This is a genomic window from Pseudomonas sp. RW3S2 (genome assembly GCF_014268955.1).
Classification (GTDB): domain Bacteria; phylum Pseudomonadota; class Gammaproteobacteria; order Pseudomonadales; family Pseudomonadaceae; genus Aquipseudomonas; species Aquipseudomonas wayambapalatensis.
This window is the reverse complement of record NZ_JABWRM010000005.1, coordinates 115,153-138,694: the sequence shown is the minus strand read 5'-3', so window position 1 is coordinate 138,694 and position 23,542 is coordinate 115,153. Positions and strand designations below refer to the sequence as shown.

General features: G+C 64.6%; 15 protein-coding genes. 9 read left to right on the top strand and 6 right to left on the bottom strand.

Features of this window, described 5'->3' with window-relative positions; translation table 11 throughout:
- Positions 1 to 98: 98 nt before the first annotated feature.
- The gene (creD, locus tag HU748_RS09225) at positions 99 to 1,427 is read left to right on the top strand and encodes a cell envelope integrity protein CreD (protein ID WP_186720155.1); all 1,329 of its coding nucleotides are present in this window, start codon (positions 99 to 101) and stop codon (positions 1,425 to 1,427) included.
- 119 nt (positions 1,428 to 1,546) lie between these two features.
- On the opposite strand, the gene HU748_RS09220 is transcribed toward creD, so the two are convergent.
- The 5 genes from HU748_RS09220 to aceE all read right to left on the bottom strand — a co-directional run bounded on the left by HU748_RS09220 (position 1,547) and on the right by aceE (position 10,240).
- Positions 1,547 to 2,161 carry a glutathione S-transferase gene (locus tag HU748_RS09220; RefSeq protein ID WP_186720154.1) on the bottom strand — a complete coding sequence of 205 codons (615 nt, stop codon included), beginning with the start codon at positions 2,159 to 2,161 and terminating at the stop codon, positions 1,547 to 1,549.
- Positions 2,162 to 2,164: 3 nt separating this feature from the next.
- Positions 2,165 to 2,833 carry a peptide-methionine (S)-S-oxide reductase MsrA gene (msrA, locus tag HU748_RS09215; protein ID WP_186720153.1) on the bottom strand — a complete coding sequence of 223 codons (669 nt, stop codon included), beginning with the start codon at positions 2,831 to 2,833 and terminating at the stop codon, positions 2,165 to 2,167.
- Positions 2,834 to 2,972: 139 nt separating this feature from the next.
- Positions 2,973 to 5,666 carry a GGDEF and EAL domain-containing protein gene (locus tag HU748_RS09210; protein WP_186720152.1) on the bottom strand — a complete coding sequence of 898 codons (2,694 nt, stop codon included), beginning with the start codon at positions 5,664 to 5,666 and terminating at the stop codon, positions 2,973 to 2,975.
- A gap of 284 nt (positions 5,667 to 5,950) precedes the next feature.
- Positions 5,951 to 7,582, bottom strand: a complete 1,632-nt coding sequence (aceF, locus tag HU748_RS09205; protein WP_186720151.1) for a dihydrolipoyllysine-residue acetyltransferase — start codon at positions 7,580 to 7,582, stop codon at positions 5,951 to 5,953.
- Positions 7,583 to 7,594: 12 nt separating this feature from the next.
- The gene (aceE, locus tag HU748_RS09200; protein WP_054892164.1) at positions 7,595 to 10,240 is read right to left on the bottom strand and encodes a pyruvate dehydrogenase (acetyl-transferring), homodimeric type; all 2,646 of its coding nucleotides are present in this window, start codon (positions 10,238 to 10,240) and stop codon (positions 7,595 to 7,597) included.
- A 384-nt stretch (positions 10,241 to 10,624) separates the two neighbouring features.
- On the opposite strand from aceE, the gene glnE reads away from it, so the two are divergent.
- From glnE to HU748_RS09160, 8 genes are all read left to right on the top strand, one after another.
- The gene (gene glnE, locus HU748_RS09195; RefSeq protein WP_186711381.1) at positions 10,625 to 13,558 is read left to right on the top strand and encodes a bifunctional [glutamate--ammonia ligase]-adenylyl-L-tyrosine phosphorylase/[glutamate--ammonia-ligase] adenylyltransferase; all 2,934 of its coding nucleotides are present in this window, start codon (positions 10,625 to 10,627) and stop codon (positions 13,556 to 13,558) included.
- A gap of 203 nt (positions 13,559 to 13,761) precedes the next feature.
- Entirely contained in the window at positions 13,762 to 14,811 is a 1,050-nt protein-coding gene (waaF, locus tag HU748_RS09190; RefSeq protein ID WP_186711380.1) for a lipopolysaccharide heptosyltransferase II, read from the top strand.
- Positions 14,812 to 15,870: a lipopolysaccharide heptosyltransferase I gene (waaC, locus tag HU748_RS09185; protein ID WP_186667490.1), complete on the top strand. Its 1,059-nt coding sequence runs from the start codon at positions 14,812 to 14,814 to the stop codon at positions 15,868 to 15,870.
- Positions 15,870 to 16,994: a glycosyltransferase family 4 protein gene (locus tag HU748_RS09180; protein ID WP_186667491.1), complete on the top strand. Its 1,125-nt coding sequence runs from the start codon at positions 15,870 to 15,872 to the stop codon at positions 16,992 to 16,994. Before waaC ends, HU748_RS09180 begins: the two co-directional genes overlap by 1 nt.
- A complete protein-coding gene (gene rfaP / locus HU748_RS09175) occupies positions 16,991 to 17,797 on the top strand; it encodes a lipopolysaccharide core heptose(I) kinase RfaP (RefSeq protein ID WP_186667492.1) in 807 nt (268 codons plus the stop codon). The genes HU748_RS09180 and rfaP overlap by 4 nt, the downstream gene beginning before the upstream one ends.
- On the top strand, positions 17,797 to 18,531 hold the full coding sequence (locus tag HU748_RS09170) for a lipopolysaccharide kinase InaA family protein (RefSeq protein WP_186667493.1): 735 nt from the start codon (positions 17,797 to 17,799) through the stop codon (positions 18,529 to 18,531). The genes rfaP and HU748_RS09170 overlap by 1 nt, the downstream gene beginning before the upstream one ends.
- Positions 18,528 to 19,280: a lipopolysaccharide kinase InaA family protein gene (locus tag HU748_RS09165; RefSeq protein WP_186720150.1), complete on the top strand. Its 753-nt coding sequence runs from the start codon at positions 18,528 to 18,530 to the stop codon at positions 19,278 to 19,280. Before HU748_RS09170 ends, HU748_RS09165 begins: the two co-directional genes overlap by 4 nt.
- Complete coding sequence (locus tag HU748_RS09160) at positions 19,280 to 20,722, top strand: lipopolysaccharide kinase InaA family protein (protein WP_186720148.1); 1,443 nt, start codon at positions 19,280 to 19,282, stop codon at positions 20,720 to 20,722. Before HU748_RS09165 ends, HU748_RS09160 begins: the two co-directional genes overlap by 1 nt.
- On the opposite strand, the gene HU748_RS09155 is transcribed toward HU748_RS09160, so the two are convergent.
- Positions 20,695 to 23,493 carry a DUF6543 domain-containing protein gene (locus tag HU748_RS09155; protein ID WP_186720146.1) on the bottom strand — a complete coding sequence of 933 codons (2,799 nt, stop codon included), beginning with the start codon at positions 23,491 to 23,493 and terminating at the stop codon, positions 20,695 to 20,697. The two genes, HU748_RS09160 and HU748_RS09155, sit on opposite strands and share 28 nt — an antisense overlap.
- Between the last annotated feature and the right edge of the window lie 49 nt (positions 23,494 to 23,542).

The window sequence follows — 23,542 nt, the reverse complement described above, 5'->3', positions numbered from 1 at the left end:
GACCGGCTCGCCATCTCCACACAATCTGCACAAACCCTCCCCATTGTCTCCATGTGATGGGCGCAACCTGCGCCCATCACAACCGGAGCCAACGCCCCATGAACAAGCCCCTGAGTTTCAAGCTCGGCATGATCGTCCTGCTGATGCTGCTGTTATTGATCCCTCTGTTGATGATCGGTGGCCTGATCGATGAACGCCAGGCCGCGCGCGATAGCGTGCTGCAGGACATCGCCCAGAGCTCGAGCTTCGACCAGCAGATCAGCGGCCCGCTGCTGGTGGTGCCGTACCGCAAGTACCAGCGCCGCTGGATCGACAAGGACGGCAAGAGTGTGCAGGAAACCAGCACTGTCAGCGGCCACCTGTACTTCCTGCCGGAAACCTTCGAGGTCGCCAGCCAGGTCGATACCGAGCTGCGCGCCCGTGGCATCTACCAGGCGCGGTTGTTCCATGCCAAGAACCATGTCAGTGGCCGCTTCAAGCTGCCCGAGCGCTGGGGTATCGACAAGGACTACGACGACTACCGGTTCGACAAACCGTTCATGGTCGTGGGCATCAGCGATATTCGTGGCATCGAGAACGCCTTGGAACTGAGCCTCGACGATCAGCGCCTGCCGTTCGAAGCAGGCACCGGCCTGGACTGGATGGCCGGTGGCGTGCGCGTCGCTCTGCCGGGGCTGGATGGCCAGGCTGCCCGCGAGTTCAGTTATGCCTTCGACCTGGCGCTGCAGGGCACCGGACAACTCCATGTACTGCCAGTGGGGCGCAGCAGCCGGGTCGAGATGCGCGCCAACTGGCCCCATCCGAGCTTCATCGGCAACTACTTGCCGGCCAGCCGTGAGATCGATGCCCAGGGCTTCACTGCGCGCTGGCAGACCTCGTTCTTTGCCACCAACCTGGAAGACGCGCTGCGCCAATGTGCCGGTGCGGACAAGTGCGCGGATTTCAGTGGGCGCACCTTTGGTGTGAGCTTCGTCGATCCGGTGGACCAGTACCTCAAGAGCGAACGTGCGATCAAGTACGCGCTGCTGTTCATCGCGCTGACCTTTGCCGGCTTCTTCCTGTTCGAGGTGTTGAAGAACCTCAGCGTGCACCCGATGCAGTACATGCTGGTGGGGGCGGCGCTGGCGCTGTTCTATCTGTTGCTGCTGTCACTGTCGGAACACCTGGGTTTCGGCTTGGCGTACGGCTTGTCGGCGGCGGCCTGTGTGCTGCTGATCGGCTTCTACTTGAGCCATGTGCTGCACAGCCCGGTGCGCGGGGCGGGTTTTGCGCTGGGGTTGGCGGCGCTGTATGGCCTGCTCTACGGGCTGCTGAGTGCCGAGGACTATGCGCTGCTGATGGGCTCGCTGCTGTGTTTTGGCTTGCTCGGGGTGTTCATGGTGCTGACCCGGCGGCTGGACTGGTCGCGAGTGGGGAGGGTGGCATGAGGGAGGACAAGGCGATCGGGCGCTGGTTGGCGGTTCGGGTGGGGATGTTGTTTCCTGCCAGGTCGGGTTGAGGCATTCACGGGCAAGTCGGCGCTCCGACTTGCCCGTGAACGGGGGCTTCAGGCTACCGGCACTGTAGCCAGCATCGATGGCCGCTGGCACACCTGGGCATACCATGCAGCCAGCCCAGGCTGTTGCTCACGCCACCCGAATTCCGGCTGGCGCAGGTCCAGGTAGCCCAGCGCGCAGGCCACGCCGATCGAGGCGATGTCGAAGCCGGAGGCGATCTCTGCCAGGTGATGCTGCTCAAGATCCGCCAGGCCTCGGCGGATCTTCTCTGACTGCGCCTGCAGCCAGCCATCCCAGCGCTTGTCTTCAGGACGCAGGAAGCTTTCATAGCGGCTCGACACCGCCGCATCCATGATCGCATCGGCCTGGGAGGCCAGGGTCAGGCGCCGCCAGCGCGCCGAGCCCTCGCGGGGAACCAGCGGGTTACCGACGTGCTGGGTGTCGAGGTACTCGCAGATCACCCGGCTGTCGTGCAGCACGCTGCCGTCGTCCAGGCGCAGGGCCGGGATCTTGCCGATCGGATTGTCCTGGTTGAGCTGCTCGTCACCGCTCACCGGGCTGATGTTGACGGGTTGCAGGGTCACGCGGGCCAGCTGGCCGGTCTCGTGCAACACCACCATGACCTTGCGCACGAACGGCGACAGCGGCGAATGGAACAGGATCATGGGTCAGTTACCCTGCAGGCTGGGGGGCAGGCACACGCCGGTGCCACCGATGCCGCAGTAGCCTCCGGGGTTCTTGGCCAGGTACTGCTGGTGGTAGGCCTCGGCGAAGTAGACGGTCGGCGCCTGGTCGATCTCGGTGGTGATCTCGCCGAAACCGGCCTTGCTCAGCTCGGCCTGGAAGGCATCGCGGCTGGCCTTGGCCTGCTCCAGTTGCTCCGGCGAGGTGCAATAGATGGCCGAACGGTACTGGGTGCCGATGTCGTTGCCCTGGCGCATGCCCTGGGTCGGGTTGTGCAGTTCCCAGAACATCGCCAGCAGTTCGCGGTAGCTGACCTTGTCCTTGTCGAACACCACCAGCACCACTTCGGTGTGGCCGGTCAGGCCCGAACAGACCTCTTCGTAGGTCGGGTTGGGGGTGAAACCGCCGGCGTAGCCGACCACGGTGCTGACCACGCCTTCACGCTGCCAGAAACGTCGTTCGGCGCCCCAGAAGCAGCCCAGGCCAAAGATGGCGAAGTCGATGCTGCCTTCGAAGAATGGGCCGAGCAACGGGGTGCCTTCGAACACGTAGTGGAATTCGGGCAGGGTCATGGGGGTTTCGCGGCCAGGCAGGGCCTGTTCCGCGGTGGGCAGGACGTTTTTGTTCACGAGGATTTCCGAGCGCAGGACCATGATTGTTCCTCTGTCTGACAGTGGGAGCGGTTGTGGCTTGTTCGCGGGCAAGCCCGCTCCTACAGGGGTTGCTGTGGGAGCGGGCTTGCCCGCGAAGAGGCCCACATGGCCCCTATAGTGCCCGAGGTTTACGCGCCTGTCAGGCCACCGGCCCGCGCGGGTAGCGCCTGAGCTTGTCGACCAGCTCGCGCCCGGGGATCGGCCGGTCGAACAGGTAGCCCTGGCCGACGTCGCAGCGGTGGCGACGCAGGAACGCCAGCTGTTCGGAGGTCTCGATGCCTTCGGCGACCACCTTGAGCTTGAGGTTGTGGGCCATGGCCACCACCGCCGAGGTGATCTCCATGTCGTCCTGGTTGGCGGGAATCTCGCTGATGAAGCTGCGATCGATCTTGATGATGTCGATGGGAAACTTCTTCAGGTAGCTCAGCGATGAATAGCCCGTACCGAAGTCATCCATGGCCAGGGTCAGACCCAGCTGCTTGAGCTCGTCGAGCTGGCGCCGGGTGTCTTCGGTGGCCTCCAGCAGCAGGCCCTCGGTCAGCTCCAGTTCCAGCAGATGCGGGGGCAGCGCTTCTTCCTTGAGAATGGCACCGATCGAGCTGACCAGCTCGGGGTCGGAGAACTGCTTGGGCGACAGGTTGATCGCCACGTGCAGATTGCCCATGCCGGCCTCGCGCAGCTCCTGGCTCATGCGGCACGACTGGCGCACCACCCATTTACCGATGGGGATGATCAGGCCGGTCTCTTCGGCCACGCTGATGAACTGGTCGGGGCGGATCATGCCGCGCTCGGGGTGGTTCCAGCGCAGCAGCGCCTCCAGGCCCAACAGGCGACCGCTGCGCAGGCACAGCTTGGGTTGGTAGAAGACCTCCAGCTCGTTCTGGGTCAGGGCCCGGCGCAGGTTGTTCTCGACGAACAGCTTGTAGCTGGCCTCGGCGTTGAGCACTTCGGTGAACACCTGGACCTGATGCTTGCCGTTGGCCTTGGCCTTGTGCAGGGCCAGGCCTGCGTTCTTCATCAGGGTCTGCGGGTCGGCGCCGTGCAGGGGCGCACAGGCCAGGCCCACGGAGGCGGTGACGTTGATCAGCTGGTTGTCGACGAACATGGGCTTGTCGAGGGTGCGCAGCAACTGCTGGGCGATGTTCTGGCCGTCTTCGAGGCCGGTGTCGTCCAGCAGCACGGCGAACTCGTTGCTGGCAAAGCGCGCCAGGCTGCCACCGCTGCTCAGGCTGTTGCGCAGACGGCGGGCCAGGCTGATCAGCAGCTTGTCGCCGGTCTGGTGACCGAGGCTGTCGTTGATGCGCTTGAAGTTATCGATGTCGACCAGCAGCAGGCAGATCGGGCTGTCGCCGTCGCGGGCGAAGCGTTCGTCGAGGCTGCGGATGAACGCCGGGCGGTTGCCCAGGCTGGTGAGGTTGTCGGTGTAGGCCAGGCGCTCGATGCGTTGCTGGGCAAGCTTGCTCTGGGTGACGTCTTCGTAGATGCCGATGTAGTGGGTCAACTCGCGGTTGTCGCCATACACCTTGGAAATCGACAACTGGCCCCAGTAGGGTTCCAGGCTCTTGCGCCGGCTCTTGAATTCACCTTGCCAGCTGTTGCCCATGGCCAGGCTCGACGGTGAGTCGAACAGGATCTGGCTGAGGTTTTCCAGTGCCGGCAGCTCGGCCAGGTGGTGGCCCTGCACTTCGTCGGTGCTGTACTGGGTAATGGCGGTGAAGCTTGGGTTGACGTACTCCACCACCCCGTCGCGATTGACCAGCAGGAAGGCGCTGGCGCTCTGCTCTACCGCACGCTGGAACAGGTGCAGGGCGCTGGTGGCGGTGCGGCGGTTGTGGTTGGTGATGACCTGGGCGAACTGGTCGGCCAGCTCGCCGGCAAAGGCGATTTCGTCGGACTGCCAGGCCCGCGGCTGGCCGGTCTGCTCCAGGCAGAGCACGCCGACCACCTGGCCGTCGACGCGGATGCTGGCATCGAGCATGGCATTGTCGGCGGTGCTGAGCAGGCCCTGGACCATGTCCCGGGTGCGTGGGTCATGGCTGGCGTTGTGGGCGTCGATGGCGCGGCTGGCGTGCAGGGCGTCGAGGTAATCCGGGTAGTGGCTGGCGTCGATCGGCTGCGGCAGGCGGTGGGCCTGCTCGTGCTGGAACCAGGCGGTGATCGGTTCCAGGCGTTGCTCGTTGAGGTACCAGATGCTGGCGCAGTCGAGCTTGTAGATTTCGCAGGCGCTGCGGGTGATCAGTTCGGCCGCTTCGAGCAGCGAGTTGCTGGCGCTGTAGCGCTGGCGTGCCAGGCGCAGGATCAGGTCCTGCTGGGCACGCACCCGCTCCAGGTGCTCGAGTTGCTCCTGTTGGGCGCGCTGGTTGAGTTGCAGGGCCAGTTGCAGGCGGCTGTTGCGTGACTCGAGATCGTTTGCGTCCTGGCTCGGGATTTCTTCTGCCTGGTCGTCCAGCACCGTGAGGTAGCCGCGCAGCAGTTGGCGGTTGTGCTGCTTGTAGGCCTCGCCGACCTCCAGCAAGCGCAGGGGCCCGGAGCCGGCGTGCAGGGTATAGCGCACGCGGTAGTGGTTGCGCCGCGCCAGCTGCAGTTGGATCTCGTCGTGCAGCTTGTAGCGCGCTTCAGGCTCCATGAGGCTGGCATAGGGCGAGCCGATCAGGGCACAGAGTTCGGCTGCGGGCAGGCCGAACTGGCGATCGCAGCCCGGGTCGAGGTAGAGCATGGCCCAACTGGCTTCGTTCAGCCGCTCGAAACGCAGCATCCCGAGCCGCGAGGGCACGGGTAACTGCGTCACGACCTCGGCCGCCACACGGCTGGCGGCATCGGGTTGGCTTTTCATCGAAGACTCGCTTGAACAAGGCGGTTGGCGCGGTATGCCGCAGGTAAGCGGCGGCGCGTTGAGCAAGGGTGCATCATGTCCCGTGGGCTGGCAAGCGGCCATGTGGGGCAGCGTATGCAGGTTGTCGGCTGGGCGTCGGAAATCTGAAGCTTGCGCGCCTGGCGGCCCTTCATGGGAAGGTTGTTTTCAGGCAAAAAAAGCCCCGCCAGGGGCGGGGTTGAGGTACGAGCGTGGCAGCTCGAAATCGGTCCCGCCTCCCCGGTGAGGGGAGGCGGGGTGCAGCATTACAGCAGCAGCGTGCGGATGTCCGTCAGCAGGTCGCCCAGGCGCTTGGTGAAGCGCGCAGCGGCAGCGCCGTTGATCACACGGTGATCGTAGGACAGCGACAGCGGCAGCATCAGCTTCGGCTGGAAGGCCTTGCCGTCCCAGACTGGCTGGATGGTCGCCTTGGAAACACCGAGGATCGCCACTTCCGGCGCGTTGACGATCGGCGTGAAGCCGGTGCCGCCAATGTGACCGAGGCTGGAGATGGTGAAGCAGGCACCCTGCATGTCGTCGGCCGACAGCTTCTTGGTGCGGGCTTTTTCAGCCAGCGCAGCTGCTTCGCCAGCCAGTTGCAGCAGGCTCTTCTGATCGACGTTCTTGATCACAGGGACCAGCAGGCCGTCCGGGGTGTCCACGGCGAAGCCGACGTTGACGTACTTCTTGCGGATGATGGCCTTGCCGCTTGGTGCCAGCGAACTGTTGAAGTCCGGCAGCTCCTTGAGCAGGTGGGCACAGGCCTTGAGCAGCAGCGGCAGGACGGTCAGCTTGACGCCGGCCTTTTCCGCCACGGCTTTCTGCGCAACGCGGAAGGCTTCCAGCTCGGTGATGTCGGCGGAGTCGAACTGGGTCACGTGCGGCACGTTCAGCCAGCTGCGGTGCAGGTTGGCAGCACCGACCTGCATCAGGCGGGTCAGGGCGACTTCCTCGACTTCACCGAACTTGCTGAAGTCCACGGCCGGGATCGGCGGGATGCCAGCACCACCGGTTGCGCCAGCGGCTGCCGGTGCTTCCTTGGCCTTCTGCATCATGGCCTTGACGTAGACCTGCACGTCTTCTTTCAGGATGCGGCCGTGCGGGCCGGTGGCGGCAACAGCACCCAGGTCGACACCGAATTCACGAGCCAGCTGACGAACGGCAGGGCCTGCGTGAACCTTGGCATTGCTGCCAGCGGCCGGTGCGGTAGCAACCGGTGCAGGGGCAGCAGCTGGGGCGGCAGCCGGAGCAGCCTCGGCCTTGGCGGCTGCCGGGGCAGCAGCTGGTGCCGGAGCGGCCGCAGGCGCGGCGCCTGCGACTTTCAGCTTGAAGATCAGGTCGCCAGTGCCGACTTCGTCTTCCAGCTTGCACAGGACTTCTTCGACCACGCCGGCGGCAGGCGATGGGATCTCCATGGAAGCCTTGTCGGATTCCAGGGTGATCAGCGACTGGTCGGCTTCGACGGTATCGCCGACCTTGACCAGCACTTCGATGATCTTGGCCTTGCCCGACGAGCCGATATCCGGCACGTGGATGTCCTGCACGCTGGCGGCTGCCGGTGCTGCGGCAGGTGCCGGAGCAGGGGCGGCTTCAGCGGCGGGTGCAGCGGCCGCAGGGGCAGCAGCAGCCGGGGCGGCGGCCGGAGCCTCAGGCGCCGCAGCGGCGCCCTCGGCTTCCAGGACCAGCAGTTCGTCGCCTTCTTTCAGGCGGTCGCCCAGCTTGACCTTCAGCTCCTTGATGACGCCGGCCTTGGGGGCCGGGATCTCCATGGAGGCCTTGTCCGACTCCAGGGTCAGCAGGCTCTGGTCCGCTTCGATGCGGTCGCCGACCTTGACGAACAGCTCGATGATTTCACCTTCACCGCTGCCGATGTCAGGTACGCGAATGAGTTCGCTCACTTAAGTTACTCCTCAGCAGTCCAGTGGGTTGCGCTTGTCCGGGTCGATGCCGAACTTGACGATGGCGTCAGCGACAACCTTCGGTTCGATCTCGCCACGGTCAGCCAGGGCTTCCAGGGCAGCCAGCACCACGAAGTGACGGTCGACTTCGAAGAAGTGACGCAGCTTCTTGCGGCTGTCGCTGCGACCGTAGCCATCGGTACCCAGGACCTTGAACTCTTTGCTTGGTACCCACTGACGAATCTGCTCGGCGAACAGCTTCATGTAGTCGGTGGAGGCGATGACCGGACCCTTGCGACCGCTCAGGCACTGCTCGACGTAGGTCTGCTGTGGCTTCTGGCCAGGCTTGAGGCGGTTGGCGCGTTCCACGGCCAGGCCGTCGCGACGCAGTTCGTTGAAGCTGGTGACGCTCCATACATCGGCACCGATGTTGAACTCTTCACGCAGGATCTTCGCCGCTTCGCGGACTTCGCGCAGGATGGTGCCGGAGCCCATCAGCTGAACGTGGTGCGCGGCTTCGCGGGTGTCTTCTTCCAGCAGGTACATGCCCTTGATGATGCCTTCCTCGGCACCGGCCGGGATGGCAGGCTGCTGGTAGGATTCGTTCATCACGGTGATGTAGTAGAAGATGTCCTGTTGCTCTTCGGTCATCTTCTTCATGCCGTCCTGGATGATCACCGCCAGCTCGTAGCCGTAGGTCGGATCGTAGGTGCGGCAGTTTGGGATGGTGCCCGCCATCATGTGGCTGTGACCGTCTTCGTGCTGCAGGCCTTCGCCGTTCAGCGTGGTACGGCCGGCGGTACCGCCGATCAGGAAGCCACGGGTGCGGCTGTCGCCAGCGGCCCAGGCCAGGTCGCCGATACGCTGGAAGCCGAACATCGAGTAGAAGATGTAGAACGGCAGCATCGGCTGGTTGTGGCAGCTGTACGAGGTACCGGCAGCGATGAAGGACGACATGGCGCCGGCTTCGTTGATGCCTTCTTCCAGGATCTGGCCCTTCTTGTCCTCGCGGTAGAACATCACCTGGTCTTTATCGACTGGCTCGTAGAGCTGGCCGACCGACGAGTAGATGCCCAGCTGGCGGAACATGCCTTCCATACCGAAAGTACGGGCTTCGTCCGGGATGATCGGGACGATGCGCTGGCCGATTTCCTTGTCCTTGACCAGTTGCGCCAGGATGCGCACGAAGGCCATGGTGGTGGAGATTTCGCGGTCGCCCGAGCCGTCGAGGATCGCCTTGAGCGTCTCCAGTGGCGGGGTCGGCACGCTGAAGCTCTTGGCGCGGCGTTGTGGCACGAAGCCACCCAGTGCGGCGCGACGCTCGGCCAGGTACTTGGCTTCGGCAGAACCTTCTTCAGGCTTGAAGAACGGCAGGTTCTCGAGGTCGGCGTCCTTGACCGGAATGTCGAAGCGGTCGCGGAAGTGACGCAGGCTGTCGACGTCGACTTTCTTGGTGTTGTGCGCGGTGTTCTTGGCTTCGCCAGCACCGGTACCGTAACCCTTGATGGTCTTGGCCAGGATGACGGTCGGCTGCTCTTTGTGGTTCACAGCCTGGTGGTACGCCGCGTAGACCTTGTACGGGTCGTGGCCGCCACGGTTGAGCTTCCAGATCTCGTCGTCGGACAGGTCTTCGACCATGGCCTTGAGCTCTGGGGTGTTGAAGAAGTTCTCACGGACGTACGCGCCGTCCTTGGCCTTGTAGTTCTGGTACTCGCCGTCGATGACTTCGTCCATGCGGCGCTGCAGGGCACCGTTGGTGTCCTTGGCCAGCAGTGGGTCCCAGAAGCGGCCCCAGACGACCTTGTTGACGTTCCAGCCACCGCCACGGAACACGCCTTCGAGTTCCTGGATGATCTTGCCGTTGCCGCGAACCGGGCCGTCGAGGCGCTGCAGGTTGCAGTTGATGACGAAGATCAGGTTGTCCAGCTTCTCGCGGCCGGCCAGGGCGATCGCGCCCAGGGATTCCGGCTCGTCGCACTCGCCGTCACCCATGAAGCACCAGACCTTCTGCTTGCCGGCCGGGATGAAGCCGCGGGCTTCCAGGTACTTCATGAAGCGTGCCTGGTAGATCGCCTGGATCGGACCCAGACCCATCGAAACGGTCGGGAACTGCCAGAAGTCAGGCATCAGCCAGGGGTGCGGGTACGAAGACAGGCCGTTGCCGTCCACTTCCTGGCGGAAGTTGTTCATCTGCTCTTCGCTGATGCGGCCTTCCATGAAGGCGCGGGCGTAGACGCCTGGCGAGGCGTGGCCCTGGAAGAAGATCAGGTCGCCGCCGTGTTCTTCGGTCGGGGCCTGGAAGAAGTAGTTGAAGCCGATGTCGTAGAGGGTGGCGCTGGAGGCGAAGCTCGAGATGTGTCCGCCCAGGTCCGAGTCCTTCAGGTTGGTACGCATGACCATGGCCAAGGCGTTCCAACGCACCATCGAGCGAATGCGGCGTTCCATGAACAGGTCGCCAGGCATGCGTGCTTCGTGGGTGACAGGGATGGTGTTGCGGTATGGCGTGGTGATGGCGTAAGGCAACTGGGAACCACTGCGGGTGGCCAGTTCGCCCATGCGGGTCATCAGGTAATGAGCGCGGTCTTCGCCTTCTTTGTCGAGGACCGACTCCAGGGCATCCAGCCATTCCTGGGTTTCGATAGGATCGAGGTCTTGCATGGCTTGCTCCAGGGCGGAAAGGCAACCAGAATCGGAAGCCTGAGTTTGCGACTGGCCTTTTGGGCAGACGTCGTGAATTCTTGGATTTGCCGGACAGTCATCCGGCGCCGTGTAGTTTTACTACAAATGCTTTGGCATTTCATGCTTTTGAGCAGTCGAGGGAGTAGTAATACTACAGAAAAACGGCTTGTGGCCGCCTTTCGGGTTGTGGAGAAAAACGTTCCTGTTGGTTGGTATCGCACTGGCACAAGAGGTTTCTTGATGTTTCGTACCAATGATTCGAGTTTTTCAGCTATTTACAACTTTTGTATGACAGTCCAACCGCGGCTCGTCCCTCTTTCGCCTGCACCCACCTCTCTCATTCACGCCGATCAAGGATAGACCATGCGCCTGCCTTTGCCGCTCGATCTGCCTGGCGCCCTGCAACCGCTGGTCGCCCGTAACCGACAATTCCTGCAGGAGGCGCTGGCGGCGCATCCGGATCTTGATCCAGACAGTTGGAGCCCGGCGCATCGCCTGCAGTTCGATCAGGTGGCTGCTGCCAGCGATTTCGTCCTCGAGCAGGCGCAGCGCGAGCCGGCGACGCTGTTCGAGCTGCTCGCCAGCGGCGAAATGGACCGCACCTATGCTCCCGGCCAACTGCGTGCCCATATAAAAGCCGCCGCCGACGCTGCGCAGAGCGAAGACGAACTTGCGCGCAACCTGCGCCGCGCGCGCAACCGTCAGCAGGTGCGGATCATCTGGCGCGATATCACCCGCCAGGCCGAACTGGGCGAGACCTGCCGCGACCTGTCCGAGCTTGCCGACGCCTCGATCGACGAAGCCTACCAATGGCTGTACCCGCGCCATTGCCAGCAGTTCGGCACGCCGATCGGCAACCGCAGCGGCCTGGCGCAGCACATGGTGGTGCTGGGCATGGGCAAGCTGGGCGCGGTGGAGCTCAACCTGTCGTCGGACATCGACCTGATCTTCGCCTTTCCCGAAGGCGGCGAAACCGAAGGGGTCAAGCGCTCGCTGGATAACCAGGAATTCTTCACCCGCCTGGGCCAGCGCCTGATCAAGGCGCTGGACCCGGTCACCGTCGACGGTTTCGTGTTCCGCGTCGACATGCGCCTGCGCCCCTATGGCTCGGCCGGTGCGCTGGTGCTCTCGTTCAATGCCCTGGAGCAGTACTACCAGGACCAGGGGCGTGACTGGGAACGCTACGCCATGATCAAGGCCCGCGTGGTGGCGGGTGACCAGGTGGCCGGGGCGCAGTTGCAGGAGATGCTGCGACCGTTCGTCTACCGGCGCTACCTGGATTTTTCCGCCATCGAGGCGCTGCGCACCATGAAGCAGCTGATCCAGCAGGAAGTGCGGCGCAAGGGCATGGCCGAGAACATCAAGCTCGGCGCCGGGGGCATTCGCGAGGTCGAGTTCATCGCCCAGGCGTTCCAGCTGATCCACGGCGGGCGCGACCTGAGCTTGCAGCAACGTCCGCTGCTCAAGGTGCTGGCCACGCTTGAAGGGCAGGGCTACCTGCCGCCGGCAGTGGTGGCCGAGCTGCGCGAGGGGTATGAGTTCCTGCGCTACACCGAACATGCGATCCAGGCCATCGCCGACCGCCAGACCCAGATGCTGCCCGATGCCGAGCTCGATCGTGAACGGGTCGCCTACATCCTTGGCTTTGCCGACTGGCAGGCGTTCCATGACCAACTGATGCAGTGGCGTGGTCGGGTCGACTGGCACTTCCGCCAGGTGATCGCCGACCCGGACGAAGAGGAAGCCGAGGGCGAGCTGGTGGTGGGCGGCGAATGGTCGCCGCTGTGGGAGCAGGCGCAGGACGAGGAGGCCGCTGGCCGCCAACTGGAAGAGGCCGGGTTCAAGCAGTCGGGCGAGGCCCTGCGGCGCTTGGCCGCCTTGCGTGCCAGCCCGTCGCTGCGCTCGATGCAGCGCATTGGCCGGGAACGCCTGGATGCTTTCATTCCGCGCCTGCTGGCGCAGACCGTCGAGCACGACAACCCTGACCTGGTGCTGGAGCGGGTACTGCCGCTGGTGGAGGCGGTCGCGCGGCGTTCGGCCTATCTGGTGTTGCTGACTGAAAACCCTGGAGCCCTGCGTCGTCTGCTGACTCTGTGTGCCGCCAGCCCGTGGATCGCCGAGCAGATCACGCGTTTCCCGCTGCTGCTCGACGAACTGCTCAACGAAGGCCGCCTGTTCAGCCCGCCGCTGGCGCCGGAACTGGCGTCGGAGCTGCGCGAGCGGCTGACGCGCATCCCCGAGGACGACCTGGAACAGCAGATGGAGGCCCTGCGCCACTTCAAGCTGGCGCACAGCCTGCGTGTGGCGGCGTCCGAAATCAGCGGCAACCTGCCCTTGATGAAGGTCAGCGACTATCTGACCTGGCTGGCCGAGGCCATTCTCGACCAGGTGTTGGCGTTGGCCTGGCGTCAGACCGTGGCCCGTCATGGCCAGCCCAAGCGCAGTGATGGAAGCCTGTGCGACCCAAGTTTCATCATCGTCGGCTACGGCAAGGTCGGTGGCATCGAGCTGGGGCATGGCTCGGACCTGGACCTGGTGTTCATCCACGACGGCGATCCGAACGCCGAGACCGATGGCGCCAAGCCCATCGACGGCGCGCAGTTCTTCACCCGCCTGGGCCAGCGCATCATTCACCTGCTGACCACCCAGACCAACTCCGGCCAGCTCTATGATGTGGACATGCGCCTGCGTCCCTCCGGTGCGTCGGGGCTGCTGGTCAGCTCGCTCGGGGCCTTCGAGCGCTACCAACAGAACGAGGCCTGGACCTGGGAGCACCAGGCCCTGGTGCGGGCCCGTGTGCTGGTGGGCTGCAAGCAGGTCGGCAGTGCCTTCGAAACGGTGCGTGCCGGCGTGCTGGGCAAGGCCCGAGATCTCGATGCGCTGCGTCAGGAAGTGAGCGAGATGCGCGCCAAGATGCGCGCCAGCCTGGGCAGCAAGAGTACCGTCGCCGGTACCGCCGACAACGCCTTCGAGCCCGGCCAGCCGTTCGATGTCAAGCAGGATGCCGGTGGTATCGTGGATATCGAATTTATGGTGCAATACGCCGCTTTGGCCTGGTCCCACGATCATCCGGCCCTGCTGCGCTGGACCGATAACATTCGCATCCTCGAAGAGCTGGAGCAGGCCGGATTGATGCCCGCCGAGGACGCGATTTTGTTGCGCGAGGTGTACAAGACCTTCCGCTCCGCCTCGCACCGCCAGGCATTGCAGAAGCAAGCCGGGGTGATCGATGCCGGACAGCTTGTCGATGAGCGCCGCGAGGTGCGGCGGATCTGGGGTGAGCTGGGTTTGAGCTGATTACCGCGCTGGCTTCGTTCGCGGGCAAGCCCGCTCCTGCAGGTACACCACAGCACTCAAGATCTGTGGGGGCCTGTAGGAGCGGGCTTGCCCGCGAACGAGGCATGTCAGTGGTACACTGTCCGCCACATAGCCTGAATATAAAGAGGGGAGGCCAGGTTGTAGAGCAGCCTGCAGCCTCCCCGAATGTTTCTGGATAAAGCATGAGAATACTGATCATTGGACCCAGCTGGGTCGGCGACATGGTGATGGCGCAGACCCTGTTCCAGTGCCTGAAACAGCGTCACCCCGACTGCGTGATCGACGTGCTGGCCCCCGAGTGGAGCCGGCCGATCCTCGAGCGCATGCCCGAGGTGCGCCAGGCCTTGAGCTTCCCGCTCGGCCACGGTGCCCTGGAGCTGGCCACGCGTCGGCGCATCGGCAAATCACTGGCCGGCCAGTACGACCAGGCGATCCTGTTGCCCAACTCGCTCAAGTCGGCACTGGTGCCTTACTTCGCCGGCATCCCCCAGCGTACCGGCTGGCGCGGCGAGATGCGCTACCTGCTGCTCAACGACGTGCGCAAGCTCGACAAGGCGCGCTACCCGCTGATGATCGAGCGCTTCATGGCCCTGGCCTATGAGCCGGGCGCGCCGCTGCCACAACCCTATCCCCGCCCGAGCCTGCGCATCGAAGACCAGAGCCGCGAGGCCGCCCTGGCCAAGTTCGGCCTGGAACTGGACCGCCCGGTGCTGGCGCTGTGCCCAGGTGCCGAGTTCGGCGAGGCCAAGCGCTGGCCGGCGGAGCATTACGCCGCCGTTGCCGACGCGATGATTCGTCAGGGCTGGCAAGTGTGGCTGTTCGGCTCGAAGAACGATCATCCGGTCGGCGAGCAGATCCGCGACCGGCTGATTCCGGGGTTCCGTGAAGAGTCCAGCAACCTGGCCGGCGAGACCTCGCTGGCCGAAGCCATCGACCTGATGTCCTGCGCCGATGCGGTGGTGTCCAACGACTCCGGCCTGATGCATGTGGCGGCGGCGCTCAACCGTCCGCTGGTGGCCGTCTACGGTTCGACCTCGCCGGGCTTCACTCCGCCGTTGGCCGACCAGGTCGAGGTGGTGCGCACCGGCATCGAGTGCAGCCCGTGCTTCGAACGCACCTGCCGCTTCGGCCACTACAACTGCCTGCGTCTGCTCGAGCCTGAAAAAGTCATCGCCGCCTTGCACAGCCTGGGTGGTCCGAACCTGATCGATAGCGTGGCCGAGGTCGACTAAGTGCGGGTACTGATCATCAAGACCTCGTCGCTGGGCGATGTGATCCACACCCTGCCGGCGCTCACCGATGCCGCTCACGCCATCCCCGGCATCCGCTTCGACTGGGTGGTGGAAGAGGGGTTCGCCGAGATCCCGAGCTGGCATCCGGCGGTCGACCAGGTGATCCCGGTGGCTATCCGGCGCTGGCGCAAGAATATCTGGCAAACGCTCAAGAGCGGCGAGTGGAAGGCCTTCAAGCAACGCCTGCGCGAGCGCAAGTACGACCTGGTGATCGATGCCCAGGGGCTGGTCAAGTCGGCCTGGTTGACCCGTTACGTCAAGGCACCGGTGGCCGGGCTCGACCGCTATTCGGCGCGCGAAGGCTGGGCCAGCCGCTTCTACGACCGGCGGCTGTCGGTAGCCGTCGGCCAGCATGCGGTGGAGCGGGTACGCCAGCTGTTCGCCTTGTCCCTGGCCTACGACCTGCCTGAAGGCATCGGCCAGTACGGCCTCGACCTGAACCGCCTGCAACTGCCTCCGACCGCCCCCTACGTGGTGTTCCTGCATGGCACCACCTGGGCCACCAAGCACTGGCCGGAAGCCTACTGGCGCGAGCTGGCCGAGCGCATGGGGCGGCGCAAGATGAAAGTCGTGCTGCCCTGGGGCAATCCTGCGGAGAAGGCCCGTGCCGAACGCATCGCCCAAGGCTTGGAAAATTGCCAGGTACTCCCCAAATTGAACCTCGCAGGGGTCGCGCGCATACTCGCCGCGGCCAAGGCCTGCGTGGCGGTGGACACCGGCCTCGGCCACCTGGCCGCCGCGCTGGACGTGCCGACCATCTCGCTGTTCGGCCCCACCAATCCTGGTCTGACCGGTGCCTACGGACGCGCCCAGATCCACCAGGCCAGCAACTTCCCCTGCGCGCCGTGCCTGCAGAAGAAGTGCACCTACAAACCGAGCGCCGAGGACCTGCGCCGGTTCGATCTCAAACGCGAGTGGCCGCTGTGCTTCACTCGCCTGAATCCCGAGCATGTGGCGGGCCGCTTGAGCGCGCTGCTGCTGGCTGAGGATGTTCGTTGATGCAACTGGCTTTCGTGCTTTACAAATACTTCCCCTTCGGCGGGCTGCAGCGCGATTTCATGCGCATCGCCCTCGAGTGTCAGAAGCGCGGGCATCAGATCCGCGTCTACACACTCATCTGGGAAGGTGATATCCCCCCGGGCTTCGAAGTGCTGGTGGCGCCGGTCAAGGCGCTGTTCAACCACCGCCGCAACGAGAAACTCAGCGCCTGGATGGCCGCCGACCTGGCCAAGCGCCCGGTCGATCGCCTGATCGGCTTCAACAAGATGCCAGGGCTGGATGTCTACTACGCCGCCGACGGCTGCTTCGAAGACAAGGCCCAGACCCTGCGCGGCGGCCTGTATCGTCGCTGGGGCCGCTACCGGCATTTCGCCGAATACGAGCGTGCCGTGTTCGCCAAGGATGCTGCCACCGAGATCCTGATGATCTCGCAAGTGCAGCAACCGCTGTTCATCAAGCACTACGACACCCCTGTGGAGCGTTTCCACCTGCTGCCGCCGGGCATCTCTCACGATCGCCGGGCACCCTCCAATGCCGCCGAGATCCGCGCAGCGTTTCGCCAGGAGTTCGCGTTGGGCGACGACGACCTGCTGCTGGTGCAGATCGGCTCGGGGTTCAAGACCAAGGGCGTCGATCGCAGCCTCAAGGCCCTGGCCGCACTGCCGTCGAGCCTGCGCAAGCGCACCCGGCTGATGGTCATCGGCCAGGACGACCCGAAGGTGTTCCAACTGCAGAGCGCCACGCTCGGCCTGGGTGACCAGGTGCAGTTCCTCAAGGGGCGCAGCGATATCCCGCGCTTCCTGCTCGGCGCCGACCTGCTGATCCACCCGGCCTACAACGAAAATACCGGCACCGTGCTGCTCGAAGCGCTGGTCGCCGGTTTGCCGGTGCTGGTATCCAAGGTCTGCGGCTATGCCCATTACATCGCCGAGGCCGACAGCGGCCTGGTGCTCGACGAGCCGTTCGAGCAGGAGCAGCTCAACGCCTACCTGCAGCGCATGCTCGAAGACCCGCAGGCCCGCGCCGACTGGGCGCGCAACGGCCTGGCCTTTGCCGACAGCGCCGATCTCTACAGCATGCCGCAGCACGCCGCCGACGTGATCCTCGGCCAGGAGCACGCATGAAGCTGATGCTGGCCGAACCCTTCAAGCGCCTGTGGGCCGGGCGCGACCCCTTCGACGCCGTCGAAGCCTTGCAGGGCGAGGTATACCGCGAGCTCGAAGGGCGCCGAACCCTGCGCACCGAGGTCGAGGGCGAGGGCTATTTCGTCAAGATTCACCGTGGCATTGGCTGGGGCGAGATCTTCAAGAACCTGTTCAGCGCCAAGCTGCCGGTGCTCGGTGCCGGCCAGGAATGGCTGGCGATCCAGCGCCTGCAGGAGGTCGGCGTGCCGACCATGACCGCCGTCGCCTATGGCGAGCGGGGCAGCAACCCGGCGGCCCAGCATTCGTTCATCGTCACCGAGGAGCTGGCACCTACCGTCAGCCTGGAAGACTTCAGCATCGACTGGCTCAGGCAGCCTCCCGAGCCGCGCCTCAAGCGTGCGCTGATCGCCGAGGTAGCGAAGATGGTCGGCGGCATGCACCGTGCTGGCGTCAACCACCGTGACTGCTACATCTGCCACTTCCTGCTGCACACCGACCGGCCAGTGACGCCGGAAGACTTCAAACTGTCGGTGATCGACCTGCACCGCGCACAGACTCGGGCGAAAATCACCCGTCGCTGGCGCGACAAGGACCTGGCCGCCTTGTACTTCTCGGCCCTGGACATCGGCCTGACGCGCCGCGACAAGTTGCGCTTCCTCAAGGGCTATTTCCAGCGCCCGCTGCGCCAGGTGCTCGGCGAGGAAGCCGCACTGCTCGCCTGGCTCGAACGCAAGGCGCAGAAACTCTACGATCGCAAGCAACGCTATGGGGATGCGCTCTGATGGCGGGTTGGACACTGGCGCCAGGCTACGAACACCTGGCGGCGGATTTCGGCAGTATCGACGCGGTGTTCGCCCTTGACGGCGAACGCCTGACCCGCGACCCGCTCAGCGAAGTCATCCGCATCGAGCGCGATGGGATCAACTACTACGTCAAACGCTACACCGGTGCCGGCAAGCACATGCGTCGCTTCCTCGGGCGCCCCCGGATCAAGGCCGAATGGCAGAACCTCAAGCAGTTCGCCAAGTGGGGCATCCCTACCGCCGAAGTGGTGGCCTGGGGGCTGGAGCGCAATGGCCTGTCGTTCGGCCGCGGGGCGATGATCACCCGCGAGCTGCCGCGCACCGAAGACCTTTCGGCGCTGGCCGAGCGCAACGATCCGCGTCTGGCCGACCGCGCCTGGGTCGAGCATGTCAGTCGTCAGCTGGCGCGCCATACCCGGGTCATGCACGATCACCACTTCGCCCACAACGACCTGAAGTGGCGCAACCTGCTGGTGGATGATCAGGCGACGCTGTTCTTCATCGATTGCCCGACGGGCGATTTCTGGCGCGGCTTCATGCTCCGCCACCGGCTTATCAAGGACCTGGCGTGCCTGGACAAGGTCGCCAAATATCACCTCTCGGCCACCCAGCGCCTGCGCTTCTACCTGCAATATCGCGGGCACGCGCGGCTCAATGCCCGTGACAAGCGACGGATTCGCCAGGTGGTGAGCTTCTTCGAGGGAAGGGAATGACCGATTACCTGGCCAGCGTCGATCAGGCGCTGCTGCAACGCCATGGCCTGAACGACTTCGAGGCGCTGTGGGCGCTGCAACTGGACGCCGTTGACGAACCCAACACCGGGCGCGGCGGCTGGAGCAGCGTGTTCCGCCTGGAGCTCGAGGGCAAGGGCTACTACCTCAAGCGCCAGAGCGACTACCTCACGCGTACCCTGCATCGGCCGTTCGGCGAGCCTACCTTCGCCCGCGAGTTCCGCAATATAAGCCGCTACGAAAAGCTCAACATCCCGGCGTTGCAGGCGGTGTTCTATGGCGAGCGCAAGCAGGGCGGCAAGCACCGGGCGATCCTGATGACCCGCGCGCTCGACGAGTGGAGCGATCTGGAGAGCTTCCTCGGCCAATGGCCGCAACTGCCCGAACAGCAGCGCCAGGGCATTCTCGCGGCCTGTGGCGAGCTGGCGCGTACCCTGCACGGCGCCGGCCAGGTGCATGGCTGTTTCTATCCCAAGCATATTTTCCTGCGTGAACGCCGCGATGGCTGGCAGGCCCAGCTGATCGACCTGGAAAAGACGCGGCCACTGCTGTTTGGCATGCGTGACCGCCTCAAGGACCTCGAGCCCTTGCTGCGTCGCGCCCGTGCCTGGAGCGAGGCAGACGTGCGCAGCCTGCTCGCCGCCTACCTGGCGCACCCGGCCGACAGCGCTCTGGTCGGCACCTGGCTGCAACGCCTGACGCAACGCCGTCGTGAAAAAGAGGCCCGCTGATGCGTTTGTCTGAACTGAAGGACGCCGGGCGCAGCCCGAGCCTGCCGCTGAATGTGACGCTCGAAGATGCTGCCGGCAGTGCCGAGCTGCAGTTGCTCAGCCTGCTGCGCGTGCTGCCGGGGCAGCGCTATGTCGGTGCCGGTATCTGGCGTGGCACGCCGGTGCTGGCCAAACTGCTGGTCGGCAGCAGCGCCGCCCGTCATTTCCAGCGTGAGCTGGAGGGTGTGCGCTTGATGGCTGCACAGGGGTTGACCACACCCCGCCTGCTGGCCGATGGCCTGAAGGATGGCGAGGGTGGCTGGCTGCTGTTCGAGTTCCTTGAGAACGCCGAGAACCTGGGCGATGCCTGGGCCAGGGTCGAGCATCTGCCGATGCTGGCGGATGAGCAGCATGGTGTGCTCGGCGAGGCACTGACCGCGGTGGCGCAGATGCACGCCAAGGGCCTGTGGCAGGAAGACCTGCACCTGGACAACCTGCTGCGCCACAAGGGCAAGCTCTACCTGATCGACGGTGCCGGCATCAAGGCCGAAACGCCGGGCCAGCAGTTGTCGCGCCAGCGCGTGCTGGAAAACCTCGGGGTGTTGTTCGCCCAGTTGCCCAAGCGCCTGGAACCCTTCATCGAAGAGGCACTGGTGCATTACCTGCTGGCCAATGGCGAGCATGCACTGCCGCTCGAAGCCCTGCAGAAGCAGGTCGACAAGGTGCGCAGCTGGCGCTTGAAAGACTACCTGGACAAAGCCGGGCGCGACTGCACGTTGTTCAGCGTCGAGCGCAGCCTCTCAGGCTTGCGGGCGATTCGGCGCGAGGAGGTGGCTGCCCTGTTGCCGGTGCTGGAGCAGGCCGACACGCTGATCGAGCAGGGCCACCTGTACAAGACCGGCGGCGCCGCCAGCGTCGCACGTATCGAGGCCGGTGGTCGCACGCTGGTGCTCAAGCGCTACAACATCAAGAACACCGCCCACTGGTTCAAGCGTTTCTGGCGCCCGAGCCGCGCCTGGCATTCGTGGATCGAAGGCCATCGCCTGGCGTTTCTCGACATCGCCACGCCACGCCCGCTGGCGGTGCTGGAGCAACGGGTGATGGGGCTGCGCAGCACCGCCTACCTGGTGACCGAATACATCGACGGCCCGGATCTGACCGCATGCTTCGCGCCCCATGTCGAGAGTGGCGAAGTGCCGGAGGCACAGGTGCAGGCGCTGGTCAGGCTGATGCAGCAGCTGATTGCCGAGCGCATCAGCCATGGTGACTTCAAGGGGCACAACCTGTTCTGGCAGGACGGCCAGTGGGCCTTGATCGACCTCGATGCCATGACCCAGCACGCCACCCAGCTCAGCTTCGCTCCCGCCTACGCACGTGATCGTGCGCGTTTGCTGCGCAACTGGCCGAGCAGCAGTGCCTTGCACCAGCGCCTCGATCAGTTGCTGCCGCGGCTCACCGAATAAGCCTGCGGTAGCGGCAGCCAGTCGCTGCTGCGACCGGCCTGGCGCACGCGAAGGCGCCATTGGCTGTCCTGCCAGCGCAGGATGGTCGAGGTGGGGCTTTCGCGGTTTTGCTCGGCGAGCAGCAAGTGGTAGTAATGCTTCAGCAGATGCGCGCGCAGCGGCAGGGCATGGCCACCTGCAAGCAGGTAAAGCCCTTGCTCGCTCTCGTACAGCCCGTCGGTATCCTCCCGCTTGCTCCCTGCAGGCACCTCGGCGAGGCGACAGGTGTCGAACATCGCCTTCAGGTCTGGCAGGCCGTCGTACCACAGGACGGGGGAGTCCACGACCCATTCGCCATCCTTGCGACGCTTGACCGGCACCTTGGTGTAGGTGTCCGGCTTGCGCGGATCGACCACCCGCCAGCGGTAACCATCGAACGCGACCTGGTAACTCTGGCCCGTGCTGTCCTTGATGAAGTAGAAGCTCAATCCGGGATAGGGTGAAGGCTGCTCATAGATGCCCTCCTTGTGGATGCCGTCGACCCGGTAGCGCAGCTTGCTGGTATTGACCGCGCTGGCCATGCTCGGAGGCAGCGACAGCGGCGGTGTCGGCGGCATGGCTCGAATTGCCCGGCGCACCACGGTTGAGCCCGCGATGCTGTTGATGCCATCACTGGTATGGGTAAAGGCATCGACCAGCGAGCGCAGCATGCCGATGCGATCACCTTCGACGCGCGCCTTGTGGGTGTCGATTACCGAGATCGCAGCACGGGCGAACGACAGCGGTGACAGGGCACGGTTAGGCAGAACCAGGCTGAGCAGGTCGAGGATGATCCACAGCACATGCAGGCTGAAATCGCCCAGTAACTCCAGCTTGGTGTTGGTGGCCGCGTCCACCGCTGCGAGGGCTGCATGGACTTCGGCCTGATAGCGGGCGTGCTGAAAGTCGCCGGTGATTTCCGGGCGGCTGACCCGTGAGCCCAAACCGCCCTTGGACAGCCAGCGCTCGATCTCATCCGGGTTGGCCAACGGCATGCGCTCTTTGACATAGGTACGCAGGGCTGGCTTCTCGCGTAGCGTGCGCAGCATGTGCCGGGCGTTGCGATATTCGCGCCAGGCGCGTCGATCCGGGGCATCTGGCGTATAGACCAGAAAGCGCAGCATGCCGGCGTTCTCGGGGGTGACGAGCATGACCCCTTGCACCGTATGACCCCCGATCAGCAGTTGTCGTACGCTCAGGCGCGTGGTTTTCAGCGCCGCGCGCTGCCTGCTGTCGGGATGGTCGAGCACGGTGCTCGTCCACCTATAGCCGCGCTCGAAGGCATCTTCGAGGTAGTGGCCGGCGTATCGCGCCTTGGCCGCCTCGGCACGCATGCGTGCTGTGCTGATAGCGGCGTAGCTGTCCTGTCGCCATTTGGCCGTCGGTGATTCCAGCAGGTGCGTGCGCAGGTAGCGGCTGTAGCTCTCGCCAACGTCCAGGGCGCGAACCATCTGCTTGATCTGCGCCGCAGTGATCTGTGTCACGGGGCTGCCGTCCGCGCGGTGTACCCGTGCTGTCAGCCAATAGTCGATGTCGAACCAGGCGATATTGAGCATGGCCAACTGATCGAGTCGGTAAGTCTGCGAAACCAGTTCGACGGTGTCGCCAACCTGCGGGCGGCTGGCGGCGGGGATGTAGCCGGTGGCGAGGCCGGGATGGAGGACGGGCCCGGTCTGGCGTGCCATTGTCACGCTGACACGGAGCTCAAGCGGATCGACATCGAATTGATACTGCTGGCGCAGGGCTGTGCGCAGTTGCTCGCAGGTCCAGGTGCGCAGGCCTTCACGGTCGAGGAACTGATCGTGGCTGAGAATGCCTGGCGCGGCGGCCTTGTCGATGGCGATCACCAGCTCCTGCATGGTCTGCATGATGTGGGTCAGGCCTTGTGCCGACGTGTTCTTGAGCCAGGCGGGGCTGTTTCTCTCCAGCAGCAGGGCATAGCGCGTCTGCAGGGCCGACCGGCTGTCGGCCAGGGGCAGCAGGTCGGCGGCTGTGTCCAGTTGGGTGGCCAGGGTTGGCCAGTCGAGTGACGATGCCTGGGCAGCGCTTTCCCAAGCCTGGGTCAGGCGTGCATGTTGGGCATCTATCAGGGCTTGGGCCTGCAACTGCAGCGGATCGTCGTTGAACCACTCGTAACGCAGGCGTTCGGCATTGCGCGCGAGCTCCCGCTGGTCATCGCTGGCCATCAACTGCAGCAATGGTCTGCTCTGCTGCAGGTCGTCCAGGCGTTCGCACAGCTCGGTGTGCAGCTCTGCCAGATCGTCGAACGCCTCGATGCCGTGGGAAAGACTGCACAGCACGGCGTAGTCACTGGGGTGGTCAGGGTCGGGCGAGCTGCCCTCGGGGCCGCCTTCGACAATCACGAAGACGCCGGGCAGGAACTCGCGCCAGTGAGGGGTGCCGATGTCCAGCAGTGGGCGGTACACCTGCGGGCGTTCGGCGTGGGGCAGATGCTGGCGTTGTCCGGGCAGCGGCAGCTCTATGCTGGTTCTGAGCAAATCGGCGTGGTTCGAGCCGAGGGTGTGGTCGTCGACGCGCAGGGTGATCTGTGCAAGCAGTTGTTCGCGCAACAAGGTGATCAGCCGTGCCTTGCGGCTTTCGGTGCTGGCGCCCTTGTCGAGCCAGTACTCGGCGAGGTCAGCGAAATACCGCTGGCGCGCCTTGAGCCAGGGCTGTGAGGTATCAGGCCTGGGCGGCGAGGTGAGCAGGCTGCTCAGTTGTTGGTCGAAGGCTTGGAAATGTTGCAGGCTCATGGGCTGCACTCCGCAGTGATGGAGCGATCAGCTTGGCGTGCCTGCCCGC

Bases quoted from the DNA above. Each gene is read 5' to 3' on its own strand.
- waaF (WP_186711380.1), top strand. From the start codon at position 13,762: ATGAGAATACTGATCATTGGACCCAGCTGGGTCGGCGACATGGTGATG.
- glnE (WP_186711381.1), top strand. From the start codon at position 10,625: ATGCGCCTGCCTTTGCCGCTCGATCTGCCTGGCGCCCTGCAACCGCTG.
- HU748_RS09170 (WP_186667493.1), top strand. From the start codon at position 17,797: ATGGCGGGTTGGACACTGGCGCCAGGCTACGAACACCTGGCGGCGGAT.
- aceE (WP_054892164.1), bottom strand. From the start codon at position 10,240: ATGCAAGACCTCGATCCTATCGAAACCCAGGAATGGCTGGATGCCCTG.
- HU748_RS09160 (WP_186720148.1), top strand. From the start codon at position 19,280: ATGCGTTTGTCTGAACTGAAGGACGCCGGGCGCAGCCCGAGCCTGCCG.
- rfaP (WP_186667492.1), top strand. From the start codon at position 16,991: ATGAAGCTGATGCTGGCCGAACCCTTCAAGCGCCTGTGGGCCGGGCGC.
- HU748_RS09155 (WP_186720146.1), bottom strand. From the start codon at position 23,493: ATGAGCCTGCAACATTTCCAAGCCTTCGACCAACAACTGAGCAGCCTG.
- HU748_RS09180 (WP_186667491.1), top strand. From the start codon at position 15,870: ATGCAACTGGCTTTCGTGCTTTACAAATACTTCCCCTTCGGCGGGCTG.
- msrA (WP_186720153.1), bottom strand. From the start codon at position 2,833: ATGGTCCTGCGCTCGGAAATCCTCGTGAACAAAAACGTCCTGCCCACC.
- HU748_RS09165 (WP_186720150.1), top strand. From the start codon at position 18,528: ATGACCGATTACCTGGCCAGCGTCGATCAGGCGCTGCTGCAACGCCAT.
- creD (WP_186720155.1), top strand. From the start codon at position 99: ATGAACAAGCCCCTGAGTTTCAAGCTCGGCATGATCGTCCTGCTGATG.
- HU748_RS09210 (WP_186720152.1), bottom strand. From the start codon at position 5,666: ATGAAAAGCCAACCCGATGCCGCCAGCCGTGTGGCGGCCGAGGTCGTG.
- HU748_RS09220 (WP_186720154.1), bottom strand. From the start codon at position 2,161: ATGATCCTGTTCCATTCGCCGCTGTCGCCGTTCGTGCGCAAGGTCATG.